Annotated in this window: 17 protein-coding genes; 6 read left to right on the top strand and 11 right to left on the bottom strand. The window is 36.2% G+C overall.

The genetic code is table 11. The annotated features are described in order from the left end of the window. Positions 1-40: 40 nt before the first annotated feature. Complete coding sequence (locus P176_RS0118275; RefSeq protein ID WP_026756057.1) at positions 41-724, bottom strand: hypothetical protein; 684 nt, start codon at positions 722-724, stop codon at positions 41-43. 345 nt (positions 725-1,069) lie between these two features. Here P176_RS0118275 and P176_RS0118270 point away from each other — a divergent pair, with 345 nt between their 5' ends. Beyond that, positions 1,070-2,041 (top strand): IS110 family transposase, encoded by a 972-nt coding sequence (locus tag P176_RS0118270; protein WP_026752976.1) that lies wholly within the window; start codon positions 1,070-1,072, stop codon positions 2,039-2,041. A gap of 47 nt (positions 2,042-2,088) precedes the next feature. Here P176_RS0118270 and P176_RS0118265 read toward each other — a convergent pair whose 3' ends face one another. From P176_RS0118265 to P176_RS0118250, 4 genes are all read right to left on the bottom strand, one after another. Then, on the bottom strand, positions 2,089-3,393 hold the full coding sequence (locus P176_RS0118265; RefSeq protein WP_037349055.1) for a helix-turn-helix domain-containing protein: 1,305 nt from the start codon (positions 3,391-3,393) through the stop codon (positions 2,089-2,091). Between the two features lie 225 nt (positions 3,394-3,618). Beyond that, entirely contained in the window at positions 3,619-4,482 is an 864-nt protein-coding gene (locus P176_RS0118260) for an S-4TM family putative pore-forming effector (protein ID WP_026756055.1), read from the bottom strand. 2 nt (positions 4,483-4,484) lie between these two features. Next, positions 4,485-5,354 carry a nucleotidyltransferase gene (locus tag P176_RS0118255; RefSeq protein ID WP_026756054.1) on the bottom strand — a complete coding sequence of 290 codons (870 nt, stop codon included), beginning with the start codon at positions 5,352-5,354 and terminating at the stop codon, positions 4,485-4,487. Positions 5,355-5,569: 215 nt separating this feature from the next. Further along, positions 5,570-7,855 (bottom strand): S9 family peptidase, encoded by a 2,286-nt coding sequence (locus tag P176_RS0118250; protein WP_051605619.1) that lies wholly within the window; start codon positions 7,853-7,855, stop codon positions 5,570-5,572. 283 nt (positions 7,856-8,138) lie between these two features. Between P176_RS0118250 and P176_RS0118240 the strand changes: the two genes are divergently transcribed. Then, positions 8,139-8,879, top strand: coding sequence for an SDR family oxidoreductase (locus tag P176_RS0118240; RefSeq protein ID WP_026756052.1), 741 nt, complete (start codon positions 8,139-8,141; stop codon positions 8,877-8,879). A gap of 174 nt (positions 8,880-9,053) precedes the next feature. Here the strand turns inward: P176_RS0118240 and P176_RS0118235 are convergent, their stop codons facing one another. From P176_RS0118235 to P176_RS0118220, 4 genes are all read right to left on the bottom strand, one after another. Then, positions 9,054-9,710 (bottom strand): hypothetical protein, encoded by a 657-nt coding sequence (locus tag P176_RS0118235; RefSeq protein ID WP_026756051.1) that lies wholly within the window; start codon positions 9,708-9,710, stop codon positions 9,054-9,056. Positions 9,711-9,850: 140 nt separating this feature from the next. Continuing rightward, on the bottom strand, positions 9,851-10,336 hold the full coding sequence (locus tag P176_RS0118230; RefSeq protein ID WP_026756050.1) for a hypothetical protein: 486 nt from the start codon (positions 10,334-10,336) through the stop codon (positions 9,851-9,853). A gap of 212 nt (positions 10,337-10,548) precedes the next feature. Further along, positions 10,549-11,550 carry a metal-dependent hydrolase gene (locus tag P176_RS0118225; RefSeq protein WP_026756049.1) on the bottom strand — a complete coding sequence of 334 codons (1,002 nt, stop codon included), beginning with the start codon at positions 11,548-11,550 and terminating at the stop codon, positions 10,549-10,551. Between the two features lie 244 nt (positions 11,551-11,794). After that, positions 11,795-12,967, bottom strand: a complete 1,173-nt coding sequence (locus P176_RS0118220; protein WP_026756048.1) for a BamA/TamA family outer membrane protein — start codon at positions 12,965-12,967, stop codon at positions 11,795-11,797. 283 nt (positions 12,968-13,250) lie between these two features. On the opposite strand from P176_RS0118220, the gene thiE reads away from it, so the two are divergent. Beyond that, positions 13,251-13,895, top strand: coding sequence for a thiamine phosphate synthase (thiE, locus tag P176_RS0118210; RefSeq protein WP_037349051.1), 645 nt, complete (start codon positions 13,251-13,253; stop codon positions 13,893-13,895). A gap of 582 nt (positions 13,896-14,477) precedes the next feature. Here thiE and P176_RS0118200 read toward each other — a convergent pair. Next, positions 14,478-15,020, bottom strand: a complete 543-nt coding sequence (locus tag P176_RS0118200) for a pyridoxamine 5'-phosphate oxidase family protein (RefSeq protein WP_026756045.1) — start codon at positions 15,018-15,020, stop codon at positions 14,478-14,480. Positions 15,021-15,224: 204 nt separating this feature from the next. Between P176_RS0118200 and P176_RS0118195 the strand changes: the two genes are divergently transcribed. Beyond that, on the top strand, positions 15,225-15,602 hold the full coding sequence (locus P176_RS0118195; RefSeq protein ID WP_026756044.1) for a DUF2237 family protein: 378 nt from the start codon (positions 15,225-15,227) through the stop codon (positions 15,600-15,602). 1 nt (position 15,603) lies between these two features. Here the strand turns inward: P176_RS0118195 and P176_RS0118190 are convergent, their stop codons facing one another. After that, positions 15,604-17,430, bottom strand: a complete 1,827-nt coding sequence (locus P176_RS0118190; RefSeq protein ID WP_037349049.1) for a S41 family peptidase — start codon at positions 17,428-17,430, stop codon at positions 15,604-15,606. A gap of 161 nt (positions 17,431-17,591) precedes the next feature. Between P176_RS0118190 and P176_RS20165 the strand changes: the two genes are divergently transcribed. Both P176_RS20165 and P176_RS19810 read left to right on the top strand, forming a co-directional pair. Next, positions 17,592-18,605, top strand: coding sequence for a sensor histidine kinase (locus P176_RS20165; protein ID WP_197022184.1), 1,014 nt, complete (start codon positions 17,592-17,594; stop codon positions 18,603-18,605). Next, positions 18,602-19,303, top strand: a complete 702-nt coding sequence (locus P176_RS19810) for a LytTR family DNA-binding domain-containing protein (RefSeq protein WP_051605564.1) — start codon at positions 18,602-18,604, stop codon at positions 19,301-19,303. Before P176_RS20165 ends, P176_RS19810 begins: the two co-directional genes overlap by 4 nt. Positions 19,304-19,318: the final 15 nt, after the last annotated feature.

Below are 19,318 nucleotides of genomic sequence, written 5' to 3'. Positions count from 1 at the left end.
AGGTAAGTAGGCTAGAACTAGCAATAAATTATATACGGTGTTACCTGCTGGCTTTTATTTTTTCAAATTTCGATTCTGATAGGATTTCCACTAATTCCAATTCGATTAGATCGTGTTGAATTGGGATTTTCCTTTTATATTTTATCATTCCAATGTCTTTCACATAGAATGCATCTTGATAAAATCTCTGCTCAACATCGTGGTCAAGTGCTAAAATTAAATATTCGTCTCTAAATTTCACTGCTTGGTATTTCTTTCCGTTTACAGTAATATTTTCAAGTCCAGATTTCGCTCTTTTCTTTTTGAAGTCGAAACGGCCATATTTATTTACATATTTAACAGAATAAGTAAATTCATTGTCTCCATTCCACTTGTAAACATCTTTATCGATTACTTTGGCTTTAATCTCCTTTCTTTCTCCTTTGTCATTCAATTCAAAGTCAGAGTAAGCAGTTAGTTCAGCTCCACTTTCAGTTATAATTTCATCAAAAGTGTTATAAACGTTAAAGTCAGAATCATATGAAACTGTTTTCAGTTCATTTGTTTCGGGAATTGATATTACTTTCCAATACTCAATTTTTGTCGAGTCGTTTTTATCTACGTATTTATAAACTTTGGTTTCTGTTTTATTGAAAAATGGATAATAAAAGTCTTTTAAATTTTCTTGTGCAGAGCAATTTGAAATAATAAAAATTAAAATCAGAAGTGCAATGTTTTTTGTCATTCTTAATGTTTTTTTCAGCTTGCAGGCAACGTAATTGTATAAGGTTTATTGCGTGTTTCAGCAAATACAAACCAAATAGAAAATCCGCGAGGATTTTCGTAAGTAGGCGAGTACTAGCAATGAATTATACACTGCTTAAGTTTACAATTCACTAAATTTAAGTATAAAACAGAAAAGACAAAAGAGAGGAATAAGGTTAATATACACGCAGAGACCTAGATCTCGTCAACATTGAAAACCCCCTCTCTTTTCTACACAGATTTCGTACAGTTCTATGAGGCTTTTAGACCTCGCTTTCAAGTCGTTGAAACTCGCGTAGATTGTCCTTTCAAAAAACATTTTCTTATGAATAAAGATATTAAATATTTTGGTATTGACATTAGTGCGTTAGTATTCGATGTTACAGATTCTGATGGTAATTATTATCAGTTTAGAAACAATGGATTGGGCTTTGAGAAGTTTACAAAACTCTTAAATAACACTAGTCATTGTGTAATGGAAGCTACGGGTTATTATCATTATCAGTTAGCGTACCATTTATTAGAATCAGGTATAAAAGTATCTGTAGAGAATCCATTATCTGTTAAACGTTTTATTCAGATGGGCTTATCAAAAATTAAGACCGACAAGAGCGATTCAAAACTTATTTGTTCTTATGCAGAGCAGGTGGACTTAAAGCTTTGGAAAGGCAACTCTAAGAATGAAATAGAATGTCTTCAAATCACTAGAGCTCTTTCTGTTTATACAAAACAGAGCACTATGCTTAAAAACAAATTACATGGTGAGTCTGTATTGGGCAATCCTAGTAAGGTCGTGTTGACGTCTTTAAAACGTAGTTTAAGACAGCTCCAGAGAGAGATAAAACTATTAGAGGACAAGTTATTAGTTTTGGTAAAAGAGGTTCATCAAGATTTGTTAACGCGATTAAAAACCATACCTGGTATAGGTCCTAAAACAGCCATTACGCTAGTGGTTTTAACAGGTGGATTTGATCGTTTTACAAGTGCAGGTGAGTTATGCAGTTACGCAGGTTTAACGCCAGTGATACGGCAAAGTGGAAGCAGTGTAAAAGGGAGGCCACGAATAAGTAAAATAGGAAACCAGAAACTTAGAAATTTATTATTTATGTGCAGTTTTAACGCTTGTCAATACAATAAAGCTTGTCGTGATTTATATGAGCGAATCGTCGCTAAGGGAAAGAGCAAAAAACTTGCGCTAATAGCGGTATGCAATAAGCTGTTGAAACAAGCATTTGCTATAGCTAAATCAGGTTTGATATTTGATCAAGAATATAAGAGTAAGCTAGTGAGAAATTAATGGAATTTTACTTGTTTTTTACCACAGTACTTTGTTGTGTACAGTTATTATGATTCATAAAATTCTTTTCCAAATAAAATTAAATCTATGTGACAAATAGCTTTTCGGATAAACGATTTTGTCGTTCCAGATTGATTAAAACAATTATCATAAATATCTTTTAGAATTCTCATAATATAAGGCATATTTATCTCGTCTTCTTTAAGATGAGTTATGGCTTGAATATAATATCTTAATTCCCTTGTACTAATTGATTTAAAATTGATTTGTTTATTTTCTGTTAACTCTTTTATTGCTTTTGTTATTTTTTTTGCTGCGTCTGAACCTGTTGTTATATTACCTATTTTAAATTTCGAAAAATTGCTTTTTTCAAGTTTAAATCGTTTTCTCATATCATCAACCTTATTGCCTTGTTCAGTCTTGAGTAATTCTGATATCTGTGTTTGATTCAAATTTGATTTTGAAATGTAAAAGTAAATTGGGTAATAAACTGTGTTTTCGTACAAAACTCTCCTAAAAAACTCTCTAGCACTATCAGAGTCCAATTCTTGTTCAAAAAATGAATTGAATAATTCAAAATGAGTTATTATGTGATATTTGTTTTCTACAAGTTGAATTATTTTATTGCTATCAAGTGGCTGAACATCTCCTATCAACTTAAGTGTTGGTGCTCCATCTTTCTCAACAAATTTACCTTCATTTATAAAGGAAACTTTTTTCAATAGTTCTTCTGGGATTAGTAATTTGTTTTTAGAACCAATGAGTTCTCCGTTTATAATGTTTAGAAGTCCAATGTTTTCAACTCCAATGGTAGCAACATTATTGATTAATTTGAGCCAATTATCATTTAATTCTTTATGTTTTTCCTCAATTATGTTTCGTAAATCTCCATATGATATTCGCCTGCTTTGACCAGGATAACGATAGAAAATATCACTTTCTTGTATATTGTTGTTTGCTGTTTTTATAGCAACGACAGGTTTGTTTTTAGATTTATGAATATATAAAAAACCAATTTTAAGCTCATTTATTTCTTTGATGAATAATTCAAACTCTATTTCTGGCGCAAAATAGTCAAGTAGTTCTTGAGACAAATCTTTATTGTCAAAATCTTGAAGTTTGTCATTTTTTAATCCTACTAATTCTCCATTGTTTTTAACTCCGTAAATAATTAATCCGCCGTTTGCATTCGCAAAACTTGCAATCCATTTATGTAATTTTTTGTCCTTATGTCTTGGGCTGTGAAAACTTTCTTTAAATTCTATTTCAGAATGTTCTTTTTGCCTTACATAATTTTCTGACACTACGAAGTAATCTTTCCAGTCAAATTCTATTTCAAATGATTTTTTCAAGTTTGGTTGGATTTTATTAATTGTACACAACGGTATTATAAATGGCTCATAGCATGTAAATTAGCGATAACTATTCGGTTAAGCACGAGCCGAATTTTTTAATTTTATTATTACCTTTTCTTTTCAATAAGCCAAATTAAAAAATTTAGCGGACTTCCAAAAATGCCTTAGCTTCGATTAAGCAACTGATTAGATAGGAGATATATACGTTGCTCTATGCAGTTTTTATTCGTTTATCATTATTTCAATCGACTCATCTGCAATTCCTTCTGTTTTTTTCTTGAAAATATTATAAAACCAATTAGGTACTTTATTAGATATCAATCTTTGTGTATAATATAAGTCTTGAATTTGTCTTAACTCAATGTTGCTAGGAATTGAGTTGTTTTCTTTGAACTCCTTGTATAAATTATCTATGATTTTGTTTATCCTTTCGTAGGTTTCAATTATTCCATTTTGAGCTTTTATTGTTGTTGTTCCAAAAACTAATGCTGGAATTGAAGGTGCTAACCAAACAATTAAATCGAATAATCCTGTATTCTTGTATAGAGATAATGCAATCATTCCTCCATAGTATAAAACAATCATAACTTTTATAAAAGTTGTAAATTGAGTTCTTTGAGATTTCCCCCAAATGGCATTACATTTATAAGCAAGAAGAACTGCAATTTCGTGTTTTAAATTTGTATTAATTTTTGTTGAGTACCAATTCGTTAAGTGTTTGTTTTTATTTCGTTTACTTAATTCAAGTATTTTACTGATTTCTATTTTATCTCCAACTAAAATTTCATTTCGTTCGATTTTAAATAAATCCGTATCAAATTGGTCTTGAATAATTGCTCCAGTTTTGGTTTGCTTATCCATAAAAACTTGTGAAAAAATAGAAATTAATGTCCAAATAACACCAATTACAGCAACTAGTGTGGCGTGATTTAAGTCAAAGAATAATAATACTGTCGGTGACAATGCTATTATTATACTAATTATATCAATAATTTGAAATTTCTTTGCTTTATCATACGCAGAGTTTTGAGCTTTTAATAGCCTTAAATACGGTTCTGTATTTTGGTCTTGTATAATTGTATTCATAATTAATAGTATGAAGGGTATTTTTCGTTAAAAAAGAGATTCCACCAATAAAAGGCATCTTCTAGATTTCCATTATATTCTGAAGTTCTAGCATTAGCACTTCTCCTTTTTGCAGTTGCAAGTTTAGATAATGAATCCTTTTTTTTAGCTTCAGTTGAACAAGGATAAATATAACCTGATATACCCGTTGGGTCAAGTAGAGCAGGTAGATTATTATCAAGTAATGATGCCATTATTTTCATAATATCTATAGAATATTCTATATACCTTTCGTCTTTTGCATATTGAACAATTTTCATTTCGAGATAGAATGAAGAAATTGGTACATTACAATAATATTTCCAAGCTTTAATAAATCTTATCAAAGGTTTTACCTTAAAATATAAGTTCTTGTTGATTTCACTTACATATTGATTATGAGATTTTGGTCCAGCTTTAATCCAGCCCGAATTTCCATCTGGAATATCATAGATGTTATTTCCATTATGCAATCTTATAAAGTCAGCAGGAACAATTTCTGTTGTTTCGGTATTTTGAGTACCAAATGGACAGACAACAGCAGGACTATCTATGTAAACCCCAGTTGTTGGAAATCTTTTTTGAAGTACTTCTTTAATTTCCCTTAAAGTCGTAGCAGAATTTTCTTTGAGATTTTTTGTTGGTATACTTGCAAAATAATCCGTATCGCTATAACCTCTTATGCTTGTGCCAATGCCATTTGAACCCGTTTTAAAAAAATTTATCATACCAAAATTATTTTCAAGACAGCTTTTTATAGAAGCTCGATGATTTTTTACTGCGTTTGATTCAGTAGTGTTTGGTGTAAGTCTAGTATGAAGAATGTCAAATCCTTGACTTATTGTTTTTGGCATATGGTTTGGTTAAATTGCATAGAACTAGTTACAGCTCCTCAAATATAAGGCTTTACACCTTAAACTTATCCACTAAAATAACATTCAATCATCAAAAAATGAGACCCACTCCCCTAACTTATTTAACCTTTCCATAATATTATAAGCACCCTTTTTAAATGCAAAACCCCTTAAATTATTAAGGGGCTTTTTAAATGCTACTATTAAGACTGTGCTTAGTCTTTTATAGGCTGTTCTAAATTTTCTTTTAAATGTTTGGCATAAAAGCCCATCATGGCTTCGTAGAGCGCAATGCGGTTCTCTTCTTTTCCAAACCCATGGCCTTCGTCATATTTTACCATATAGGGCACATCAACACCTTTGGCACGTAAACCATTAACAATCTGGTCTGACTCATCGATGTTTACTCTTGGGTCATTAGCACCCTGCACCACAAGCAATGGTTTTTTTATTTTATCAATATGAAACACGGGCGATACTTCTTCCATGATTGCTTTTTCCTCAGGAATATCAGCATCATACCAAATTTGCTTTACGATTTCTTTATAGGGTTTCCAGTATTCTGGAAAAGAATCAAAAAAGGTAAAAATGTTGGAGACTCCAACGTAATCTACCCCACAGGCATAAAGGTCGGGCGTTTTGGTAAGACCACGTAATACGGCATAACCACCATGACTACCCCCATAAATGGCGGCATTGTCTTTATCTACCCAACCTTGGTCAATGACGTATTGTAAGCCATCTTCAACATCATCCATGGCCTTTCTGCCAATTTGCTTAAATCCAGATTCTAGAAACTCACGGCCATAGCCCCCAGAAATTCTGAAATTAACCTGTAGCGTGGCGTACCCACGACTGGCGAACAATTGTGCTTCTGGATTAAACCCCCAAGAATCTCTAATGCCCTGTGGCCCACCGTGAGGGTTCACAATCACGGGTACCTTGTTGCCATTGACGGCTTCCTTTGGCAAGGTAATATACCCATGAATGGTTTTGCCATCTCTACTTTTAAAGGAAATGGGACGCATCTCTGCCATATCGGTTTCATTGAGATTGGGCATGAGATTGTATAATAACTGGAACTCGTCCTTTTTGGCATCATAAGCATAGTAAGTGCCATACAGCTTGTCGCTTTGGAGAAAGATCAAGTATTTGCTTTCATCATCGGTGTTATCTACAATGGAATAGCTGTAATTTGGAAATTTCTTAGTGATTTTTTGGTGCAGTTTTTTATAATACGCACTTTGAGGAACCACCACTCTTTTTTCGCCTTCGTATGAAAAATAATCCAGCTCATACCCTCTGTGTCTGGATAAGGATAAGCCAGCGGCGTCATAATTATCGTTGGAAAATAGCTTCTTAATGACTTTGTCTTCCTTTAAATCATAGAGGTAGATTTGCACCTTATCACTCTCTAAATTTGAAATCACGTAGGCATCATGCGGATATTCGGTAGCATAATTGAAAGACGAAATACTAAAGGTGTCTTTCCAGCTTAAGGCTTTAAGTACCTCAAAATTTTTACCGTCGGTGGTGTAATATAGATCCATATTGACACCGTTGCGTAATTTTGTAAATCCTCTTAAATTGCCATCCTTATCAAAATCATAGCCATTAATGGGATTGGCAGCATCCTCATTGTTGTACAATTGCTCTAGCTCTCCAGTAACGATGTTGATTTTATAGGGTTCAAAGATTTGAAGGTTATTTTGATTCATGGAAATGATCATGTGGTCTTTATCCTCTTTTAAATTACTAAGGATGTTGACTTTTACGCCCTCAAAAGGGGTTAATTCCTTTTGGTTAGTACCATCAAGATCAACGGCATATAAGTGATAATCTTCATTACCACCTTTGTCCATAATGTAGATGAGTCTATTATCATTGGCCCAGCCGAAGCCTCTAATGAGCTCCTCTTTTTCTTCAATGACCCGCGTCACTGCTTCTGTTTCCAGATTTTTGACGTAAACGTGGTTTTTTTTGTTGGCATCTTTTTCCTTATAGGATAAATAGGTCCCGTTGGGCGAAAAATTAAAGGCGCTGGCATTTGGTTTGGCAAAATAATCTGCCACCGAATATTTATAGCTTTTTATAGGGCTATAACTCGCCAATTTGTCCAATTCCTCTTGAGAGGACGGTAAGGCTGTGTTGCCAGGTAGCGTTTTTACGGTTTTGTTGAGCGTTAATGCTAGCTCGTTAGACCCTTGATGGAAGGTTCCTGTAACTTTGTCTTTAGACATGGTGCCTATGTATTTTATTCCAGCTTGATTAAACTGAATCGTTAATGTGTCATTTACAAAGGTAGTGACATCCATAGGAATTGCCATAGCCCCTTGTGATGGACTATCCATTGTGGAAGACAGGACATTATCACTTTTGGTAATGTGAAATGTTAATGGAATCTCGGCACCTTGGGCGGTGAGTGTGCCTTCCCAAGCTCCTGTAATGTCCTGTGCATTTGCTTGCGGAAGAAAGCCTACGAACAGCAACACTGTGCTCATTATTTTTAAGACTGTTGTTTTCATTGGATTGATTTTTTTTTGCGGTTTCTGTTTACATTCAAGGTATTAGACCAAGGGTTTTTGAATTTGTTACAGCGTTTTAAGTTTTTAATTTCATTTTAGCTGCTATTGCTTCACTATGATCATGTGGTTTCAATTAACAAAACTTTATCACCAATTTTGGCGTTTTTGGCCTTATGAGTCAGACTCTGTGGCATTTGAGCTTCAAACATTGCTGCTTAATTGTTAAGTTATCGGTAACGAACTATAAAACAAAAACAACATGAATTTACAAGACAGAGTTATATTGATTACAGGAGCTTCTAGCGGCATTGGTAAAGCCACCGCTCACAAACTGGCCGAAGATGGCGCTAAGGTGGTTTTAATGGCGAGAAGTGAAGATGAATTACAGGTATTACAACAAAAGATAACGCATAACGGCGGTGAGGCTTTGGTGGCCGCAGGTGATGTCACCAGTAAAACCGACTTTAAAAAAGCGGTAGATAAAGCCGTGGAGACTTATGGCAAGTTAGATGGGCTAATCAACAATGCCGGACTCATGCCCCTCTCTTTCGTTAACAAATTGAAAACCGACGAGTGGGAACAAATGGTGGACGTGAACATTAAAGGGGTACTAAACGGAGTTGCAGCCGTTTTACCACAACTTATGGAGCATAAAAACGGCGATATCGTGAATATTTCTTCTATGGCAGCGCACCGTTATTTTCCTGGAGGTGCCGTGTATTGTGCAACGAAGTCGGCCGTAAAAATGTTTTCTGAAGGGCTTAGACAAGAACTGGCGCCAGAATATGGCATCAACGTGACCTCGATTGAGCCAGGTGCAGTAGATACCCAACTGACGGATACTATTACCGATGAGGACATCCAAGAAAAAATGAAGGAGATGCAAAAAATGACCACGCTTGAGGCTGAGGATATTGCCAATGCCATTCATTACGCGTTGACCCAACCAAAACGGGTGAATATTAATGATATGTACATTGTACCAAGTGAGCAACAATAAGCTTAGCTTTAAATAACAATTATAGGCCTATGGCTTAAAAAAAATCCCGAGAAATCGGGATTTTTTTATGTGTTATGGTTGGGGTTTTGTGCAGAGATCTTTGCTAGGGTTTTTGTGAGTCGTCTAGAATTCGACATAAAATTATAGTTTGTGTGAGCGACGATGCTTAAGCATTTAAATTTGGCCAAACACTTTTAAAAGTAAAGCTATTGGTCCAATGATTACACTAATGTAAAATATATATTTACCATGTTGTCTATCGGTTTCCGAATACGAAAACACTTTTTGTCCGTTGGGTAAAGTCTTCTTAGAAGTCCATAGAAAATAACCGATGACTATCCCTAATAAACCTCCTAAAACAGAAAAAATATAGCCAGCAATAATCCAAGATTTTTGATCTTCTTCAGGTTTTGCCAATTCTTTTAATCTTTCACTTTTTAGAGAATTTAAAAGTGCCTTATCAACTGTTTTCCCTCTTTGATTTAAAATTTTTTGCGCAAGACTATAGTCTAAGGCACTCCATTCGTCTGACTTTAATAAAATTTCATAAAGCTCTTCATCGGTGAAGTCGAATAAATAGTACTCCTTGTCGATGTGATCAATTAATTCTTCCGCTTTCTTTTCAAGAAGATCTTCGGCATTTTTGAAGTCGGATTGTTTTATACGAACTTCAATTTCGTTTTGCAATGTGTTTCCAGTAAACGTAGCGTCCACTGATGGGACATTGTCTGCCAACGAAGATTCAATTCCGTTTTCTTTTAGTAACTCTTGCAATTCGTTTGCTTGTTCTAAAGTCGGAAATTTTCTAAATATTGAGTAATTTTCTTCCATTGCGTCGGATTTCAAAAATGTTGTAACGCCATCATGTATAGTTGTTTGCGCTGTCTATACTCTAATTTAGTAAAAGAAAACGACACTTAGGGAATGAATTAAGCCTTTAATTAGACACGTTGTTCTGGTGTTGTTCTTATTTAATTTCTACTTTTAATTATTGTTTTGATATCAATGTCGTAATTATCAAGAACCGATTCAATTGCTCTCTTATCAGATTCAAATTTTATGAATTCTTTTTTGTATTTATTTAGAATCCAGAAGGCGCTTGATAGTAAAAAAAATCCAACCAAAAGCATTAGCAAACTGCCTTTAAAATTCAAATAATCTGAATAATCAAAGTCCATTTCAAATCCATGCATCAATTTTATACCGCTCCCAACCATTATGATCAACCCAATTAGTGCACAAACTATAAATTTCAAATAGACAGATCTTTTTCGTTTTCTTAATTGTTCAATTTTATTCAACAATTCAGGCAAGTAGTCTCTAAGCGACTTACTGAATTCTATACTAGAACAGGTGTTTTTAAATGTCGGTTTTTTGTTTGTCAAACCACAAGTCAAACCATTTTCCAAACCCCTTTTTGAGTATGCGCATAAATCGCAATGTTTAGCTTGAATCATTTGTTTTGCAAGTTCGTTGGTAAATGCATCATAAAGTAATTGGGGGTAGTTTGACGCATGTTTTAATCACCTAATTTAGCAAATACAAGTGGAACTCTGTTAGGATTTTTTCAAGCAGTGATGTATTTGCCTTTATCGAAAACAGTTATTGCTCCGTATCTTAAATAATAAGTTCCTTCATCAATTAGATAGTCTTCATTTCCGTAAAATGTTTAATTGCCTTTGAGACGTTGCCAAAGAACGCTCATGGCGTAGGTAGCGTCTTCACTAGACTTTGGCACTTCTTGAACGGTGAGTGCGCCGTTGTCTTCTTTTAGGGTATAGGCAAATACAAAGCTTTCCGTTTGGTCTTTTTTCGGGAGGAGTCCGAACCTAAGGTCATAAAAATACCATTGGTCTGCTTTTTGTTCCATTAAGAACCAGCCATTGGAGATGGCGATTAAGCGTTGCACTTTGGGGTGTTTCCTGATGGCTTGTGATTGCTCCCTATGTTTTGGGTAGCTTGTAAAGCTTATGGGTTTGGTATCTAATAAAGAATAGTCTGCAATGAGGTAGCTGTCTTTGGTCTCGATATTGGCATTCCACAAGACGGTATTCATTGGTGAGGGTCTGGTACTTATTTTAGAATAGCTTAACTGCTGCTCGTTTAAAGCTTTTTCAAAGCGGTTGTGAACGGCATATTTGATGACGACGGTATTGATCAAATAGAAGGTGGAGATGATGATACCGATCTGGTTGAGCTTACGTCTGGTTTTTGAATTACGCTTATAGAACATCAGTGCTACGGTACACGCCAAAAAAGGCAAAGTGTACAAGGGATCTATCACAAAAATAGAATTGAATGCCAAGCGCGTTTGGAACGGCCAAAACAATTGTGTGCCCCAGGTGGTAAAGGCATCCAATATGGGATGCGTGAAGAGTCCCCAGAAAAAAAGCTGGGCCCAAGGTTTCAAGCCCAAATTATAGCGGCGTTCTATCTTGTTGACCAGCGCTCCTAATAACGGAGCTACGATAAGGCAGAACAGTATGGAATGGCTAAAACCGCGGTGCAGTTCTGTGGCGGTTACCGTATCGGTGAGGTAATTGGCAAGCACATCTAAATCGGGGATGGTTCCTGCTATGGCCCCATACAGTAAGGCTTTGTTACCAATTTTTTTTCCTAATATCGCTTCCCCTACTGCGGCGCCTAGTACGATTTGGGTTAATGAATCCAAGCCTTTATTTTTTGTGTAAATGTAATGAATTCTAGAAATGATAGGGATGTCATACTATTCTGTTCCGAATGGGGTTTTGGATGTGGTGCGATTTGTTTGAACGGCTGTTATTATTGAGGTGTTCTATTTCTGAAGCTATCATTAATGACGGTTATTGATGGGTCATCCTTCAAACGCGACCAGCCTTCCGAAGACATATGGAGGCTTTAGGAACTATTACTAAGCAGTCAAAATTGCGTCTATTCTAAAATGCTTCGGAAATTCCCAAATAAAAACCGTTGGTGCCTTTACCAAAGCCCAAATCGAAGCGCAGGTTGAGATTTTCTTGTTTGTCGATCATAAAGCGGGCGCCGACTCCATAATTGGGTTTTAGATTTTTAAACTGAAATTGATTGACATTATGGTAGACGTCTCCAGTACCTATAAATCCTACCAAACCCCATCTGGTATCTTCAAAATTCTTTCGGTACTCCACTTGAGTGGCCAGTAAATCGCGATCTACGAAGCGTCCTTCTTGATAGCCACGCATGATCTCACTACTGCCAAAGAAGGCATATTCTGAAAAGGGTAAATCGGCACGAGAAAACCGCCCTAGCACTTGAACGCCAATGATGTCATTGTTTTTTTTTGACACGTCAATATAATGTCTCAAATCAAAACGGGTGAGATTAAAGCTATTGGTGCCTCCCAATACTTTTCCGTAGATGCCGTGGGTAAACTCGAGATACCAACCGTTTTGTGCATTTAGGATGTTGCTCCTACTGTCATACAGCATGGCCACCTCTGCTCCCACTGAGGTGGAGCCATCAAATCCGTTAATAGCTTCTTGGGCAATAAGACCTTCAGGATCAAATTCAGTTTTATAGATGTGGTTGTATCTAAATCCCGCCCCGATAAACAAATAGCGATGAAATAGTTGTTTTAGAAAAATAGGCTCTAATAAAAACTGATAGTAATCGTATTGTTCTTCTGCACTATCAGGAGTATCACTTCCTATGCCGTAATACAATCGCGGATAATTTTGGAATAACAAATTGCCTTCAATCACCCATTCTTCTTGGTTGGTAAAGACCTCAAAACCAGAATACAGAAAAAACTGTTGGTTAAGCGTGTACTGTAAGGTCATTGGCATGTTAGAGACTCTGGTTTCCTCACCACTGCCATTGAATTTAAAGAGGTATTTAGCGCCAATGCCAAAGCCAAAATCGGTTTCGGGAGAATAGCTTACAACAGGTGCCGTAATGAACTTTTGTTCATAGATGGTTGAATCCTGCTCGACAGCTTTTCTGTTGGGATAAAAGGTAAAAAACTCTTTCAAATTATCGACGTTCTGCCCCTTAATTTGCATTGGCAAGCTAAAAAGAAAAACTATAAATAGCCTTACAACAATTGATTTTATAGAAGTGTATCTTGACATCACCAGTGCTTATATCCTAAATATTACCTGGTGAGATCTTTACGCTGACCATGGCATAAGTGCGCGAAAATAGATGATAGTGCCATTTGGCACAAAATTTTAACGAACGTAGAGATAGTTTTAACAATTCGTTCCAAGTGGAGGCCTAAAATACGTTTTATGCTTAGAGCCTTCCCTTATTCAGAGTAACCCCATTTCCCTTTAAACTATTTATCTTTACACTCCATCCCATTTCCGAAGCCATTATAAATGACGATCTTTGAATTTTAAAACACCACAGACGATGATTATTCCTAAACTTCATTATATCTCCCAAGGCGACTCACCCAAAGCCCATTTAGACCATATACAACGTGCCTGCACTGCTGGCGCCGAGTTGGTACAGTTGCGCTTAAAAGATGTGAGCGAGAAACGGGTTTTAAAGATTGCCAAAGAGGCTCGAGAGGTGACGGCTCATTTTCAAACCCGATTGCTTATTAACGACCATTACAAAATTGCCAAAGCGGTTAAGGCTGATGGGGTGCATTTGGGACCGAGTGACGTCTCTCCTACCGAAGCTCGAAAACACTTGTATTCTTGGCAAATGATTGGTGCTACGGCCAACACCTTGCAGGATTGTGAGCGCTTGATTGAAGCCCAGGTAGATTACATTAGTTTGGGACCGTTTCGGTTTACCAACACCAAAGCGCCTCTGCCTGAAGTTTTGGGGATAAAGGGCTATGCCGCCATTATGGACGTGCTGCATACTGAAACGCCGATATTGGCGGTTGGTGGCATTACGATTGAAGATGTGGCAGGCATTTTGGAGACGGGGATTTCTGGGATTGCGGTTTCCGAAGCCATTACCAAAGATTTTGATAGCATCAGACGATTTCACCAATTGTTAAACGCCTCGGTGGTTGCAGAGCAACGGCATACGTTTGAATAGTGGTAATTTTAGATTTTATTATTGGGCTATGGCGCTTGAATTTGTTTAAAATTTAAGGCTCTTGTTTTTGAGGAACATCTCAGCGGCTTTTGATAATAGGTATTATTAAACACCAAGTAAACGTTCGATATAGATGTGCTCGCTCTATAGCAACACCTTTGTAAAATCATATCGTTTTATTCTGTTTAAGTAATCTAGCAATTTCCAGAACAAAAAGCCTTATCTTTAACTAAAAAGTTATGATATTACGAAGGATGATCAAGAACAAGATAAAGGCGAAACTCAAATCTAAGATTAAAGCCAAAATACGATCGCAAATTGAATCTCAAATCAAAGCGAAATTCAAAGCGAATCTCCGCTCTAAAATGACATCGGTACTGAAATCAAAGATGAATTGCACTATTAATCCGTACAGCGTTCACAGGTCTCCAATTGCAATGTGTTCTAAAGCGCTAAAACTTTCAAAGGGCTGCCGGTCTTAAATCATGAGATGCTTTATCTTTCTAAGTACAATTTCTGAAACTTAAGCGCTAACAGCTATTGATAGAACGGTACTCATTGTTTTATTTAGCACATTCTTAATTAAGGTACTAAAAACTGACCAAACCAGTCTTGGTCCTGTTTTGAAAATAAAACACGAATGTGATTAGGTCGGCTTAATTGCAAATACTCCATGGTATTTGGTAGGAGTTTGATAGCGCAAAAATGCTGTTCTTCAGAGCTATAATTAACCGCTTCTGGAGCAGCTATCGGTGTGCCAGGTGAACGATTGGTGGTATAATCTTTTCGTGATGATGCTTGAACAGTATGCCAATAGCTTTCAATTTGAGTGCTATCGGTAATGAGTGCTGCAGTTCCCTCTAAACGAATTTGTAATTGTTTTTTGGGATTGTAAAATAAAGCGCTGAACGCTGGGTTATGCTTGATATCGCTTATTTTCTGAGTGCGATCATCTGTAAAGCATAATAAGCTTAAATCTGAAAAAGTTTTGCGCAGCACAACCGTTCTTAGACGTGGGGTATTGCCATCACTTGTTGCTAAAACGAAGTATCGAAAGGGATGTCTTTTTTTGGCATGGCCATTTACCAGTTCACGCTTGGCCTCTTCTAGGTATTGGTTTATCAATGCTGTTGATTTTAGTCTTACAAAAGTAACTTAAATAGATTTGAACGTTTTTTAAGACTTCATTTTAATGCAGATTTTAATATTGTTACTTTCAAATAGCTTTAAAGAAAAAAGTTAAGGGTGTTCTTTTTAGACAAGTTTCTCATATCATATGCATGCGCTTACCAAATAGTATCTTTACAATTCAACTTAAAAACAACTTCTATGACTAGTAAAACCCAAAGTCTCAATGTTCTTGGTACTCCTTTAGAAAATTGCTCTTGCGACCCGATGACGGGCTACTTGCGAGACGGCTTTTGCAATACCACGCCAGATGATGTGGGTACGCACGTGGTTTGCGCCATTGTTACCCAAGAATTTTTAGAATACTCTGCCTCTAAAGGCAATGATTTGATGCGGCCCATCCCGCAATGGAATTTCCCTGGATTACAACCTGGCGACAAATGGTGTTTGTGTGTCTCTCGTTGGAAACAAGCTGAAAAAGCCAATGTAGCGCCTTTGGTGGATTTAAATGCCACGCATGCATTGGCCTTGAAATATGTGTCTTTAGACCTTTTACAGCAGTATGCAGCGGTGTCTTGATTTATTGTGCATTAATGATCTTGAGTAATTGTTGCAGTTGTTGGTCTGATCCATATAAAATCTGTCTCTCAGGTTCTGGAATATAGATCTCGGGCTCTGTGCCATTGCCGTCTAATGTAGATCCGTTTCTCTGAAATGAGAGCATGGTAGACACTCTTAGCCTGATGCTGGAATTGGATAAATGGATGACCCCTGAATTGCCACTAGAACCATCTGTAGTAACGCCAACAATCTGTACATTGGGTAAAGTTGCAAAAGCACTGGTGAATACGGTAGCTGCACTAAAACTATCTTGATTTACCAGAATGTACACTGGTTTCTTGTACGGCGTATCACCACTTTTTAAAACCATCACATGAGGAGCACTAAATTTCGATTTGTCAAAAGACCTTTGGCTCTTAAAGTTCTTTAGAAACACATCTATAGCCCGTTTGTCTTGATCATTAAATACTTTTGAGTTTTTTGGATACAATAACCTATTGGACATAGAGGCGTGTACCTCATGCTTTTGGGATGTACGTAGATACGCTACATTGGCTACCCACGGTGAATGAGATTTTGGGATGAGATACTTAGCAAATTTTTGAATGAGATCTCTGCGCCCTCCCGGATTAAAGCGTAAGTCAATAATTAAAGCTTTTGTATTTAAGAAGGATATTAAGGTGCTGTCTATATACTGTTCTAGCCCTTGAATGTCTTTAAAGTGATACATTCTAGGAAGCGCGATGTAACCAATGTTTCCCGATAAACGACGGGCCATCGTTGTAAAATCACCTTGCTGAATGGCTTTGGATGTTAAGGCTAGCGTTCTCTTTAGTGCGGATTCATATTGAATATTCTTATTTTGTAACTGTAGCTTGACGATGGTATCTGTTTTACCGTTAGTAAACCTTAAGGTGATCTCTTTTTTTAACTTTAAGTTGTTTTTGAAGTGTAACATGCCGAGTTCCTCTATTTCAGCGAGTCCTCTTGAAAACTTTGCTTCTTTTGGTGCCTTTTTAGATCGATATGCCAAGCTATCTATTAGCTTAGTAATGGACTTACCATTTATGGTTTTTACAAAAGGATATTTTTTATAAACATAACCATAGTGTTCTTTGGTTTCCAGCCAATTTAGAGCGACTGCTTCATGCTGCAGTGATGCTAATGAAAATGGCAATTGCCAATTGGCGGATGTTTCACCTATAGGGACCATTCCTTCATTCTTTACTGAAGAATGACGATCTCCAATCTCTGCCATAATTTGCGCTAATTCATGAGCTAACCAGTTGATATCAATCGGATTTTGAGATGCTTTAACCTTGGTTTTTAGATTTTTAAGAGCGGCTTTGTAATCATAATCTGTAATTTGAATGTAAGACGATTGGTTTTCAAGGCTGTTTTGAAACTCCGAAATATCTGCCATAGCCTGAGCCGCAGGCATGGTTTTTATGATATGTTCTTGAGCCTTGCTATATGCCCAGACTTGATCTCTATTCTGGCGAGTATATGTCCCCAAAACCTCTTTTTGAGAAGTCCTCTTGGATAATACTAATTTTACTTGCGTATTAGGCGGGGTTCCCATAGCCTTTAAGACCTCTACCAAATCTTCTGAAAATCGTTTTTTCCATTTATCACCATACTGCTCCTTACAAAAGGCTATCAGTGCTGTAGCGGTATGATTGCCCAATTGTAGAAGCTCATACCATTCATTCTCGTATTGTACAATAGGCATGTCATTGGTCCATTTTACGGCGGTAAATGGTGATGCCTTTTCTAGTTGTAATTGTTGGCCGTACCCTATTATTGACAGCAGGCATATGAAGAATAAGAAGAAATAATTTTTCATTATGTTTTATTTAAATTGAGTGGCAACCTATGATTATTAGAAATAATTTTAAAACCTTATCGACCTATGGGTATTGAGAATCGACAAGCCCCTGCTCCTGCTCGACGCTCGTTAACGGTGTTTGTCTATATTTACAGTATGACCTCTAATTGATGCCTGATATGACATACCAATCTCCCAAACTGATAAAAGCCATCCAACTTATTTTCAATATTGGGTTTGTAGCGGTTATTATCATTAGCGTCATTTATAAGGCGCTACAGACCTTGCCAGATGATTGGCTGTTCTTTCTTACCAGTGATGCCGTAGAAAATGCTCTTAGCGGCTTTATTGCAACGGCGCTCGTATTTTTTGTTTTTAAATTGAGAAGTGATTGGCAACGTTTATTTTGGGTGCTTGTATTTGTGTTTTTACTATTTGGACTTGCAGGCCTAAAGGACTTTAGAATACATAGTGATGCTTCTTTTAGTAATGCCTTTAAGTACTTTAAAAGTCTTTTAGGGCAAACCTTATTATTTTATTTGATGTTATATGTTGTGCAACATTTAGACGTTTTTAATCGTCAACAGAAAATAGAGCGTGAGTTAACTTTGGCTAAGGAGCAATTACTTAGAGAGCAATTACACCCTCATTTTTTATTCAATGCTCTCAATTCCCTCTATAGTTTATCCCTCAAAAAGAATGCTGACATCTCTGAGTACATCATGAAACTCTCGAATATGATGCGTTATCTCACCGATGATATGGAAAGGGATCAAGTACCTTTAAGTCGCGAGCTCGATTTTATAAATGCTTATATCTCTATTGAGCACATGCGATTTGGTACAAGTGCGAACATAAAATTTACTACGGAAGGCGATACTCCTGATGGACAATGGATAGCCCCATTTCTTCTCATTACTTTAGTGGAAAATGCTTTTAAACATGGTTTTTATACCAACGACCATAATGCTTTTGTGACCATTAGTTTACATCTAAAATCTAACGTGCTTTCATTTAAAGTTGAAAACAGTTTGTTTGCCAAACAACATTTTCAAGAATCTGATAGAATAGGTAAAGGACTCATTACTATGAGAAAACGCTTAAATTTAGTGTACCCTAAAACCTCACAATTAGACCTGAACACTTCAGAAAAGACCTATAGTGCTTATCTTAAACTTACCTTAAAGACATGAATTTATATAGAACTATCATTATTGATGATGAACCTTTAGCCATAGATGTGATTTTACATCATTTACAACGATTTTCTAATATTGAGGTCGTAAAGACCTTTACCAATTCGGTAGCTGCTTTTAACTATTTAAACGAGGGACATGACATTGATCTTGCTTTCACAGACGTTGCTATGCCTGAGGTTTCTGGTATTGAGCTTGTGACCCTATCTCAAGGCCAAACACTATTTGTGATGACCACTTCTTACAGTGCCTATGCGGTTGAAAGTTTTGACCTTGAAGTTGTGGATTACTTATTAAAGCCTATTTCTTTTGAACGATTCACCAAAGCCATACAACGTTTTGAACGTTTAAAAGAACAAGATCAAGAGCCCCAATTAGAAGCCTCTTTTTTTGTAAAGGAAGGTGATGAGTTTATTCAAATTTCCGTAGCAGATATTGACTATATTCAAGGATTAAAGGATTATGCAAAAATAGTAACAGGACATAATTTCTGTATGGTGCTAAAAACTCTAAAATCCCTTGAAGATGTTTTAAGACGGCATCAATTTATGAGAATCCATAAATCTTACATTGTTCCTTTATCTAAAATTAGCCAATATAATGGTAAATGTGTGCTCATCGGGACTATTGAAATACCTATAGGAAGTAAGTATAGAGAAGCCTTAAAGGGATATTTGAACAGTCGTAAATTGTAAGATTACAACAGCTTC

Origin of the sequence: Sediminibacter sp. Hel_I_10, from assembly GCF_000688335.1 — a bacterium.
Lineage (GTDB): Bacteria > Bacteroidota > Bacteroidia > Flavobacteriales > Flavobacteriaceae > Psychroserpens.
Note: the sequence above shows the minus strand (reverse complement) of the source record. Positions and strands in the feature narration are given on the sequence as shown.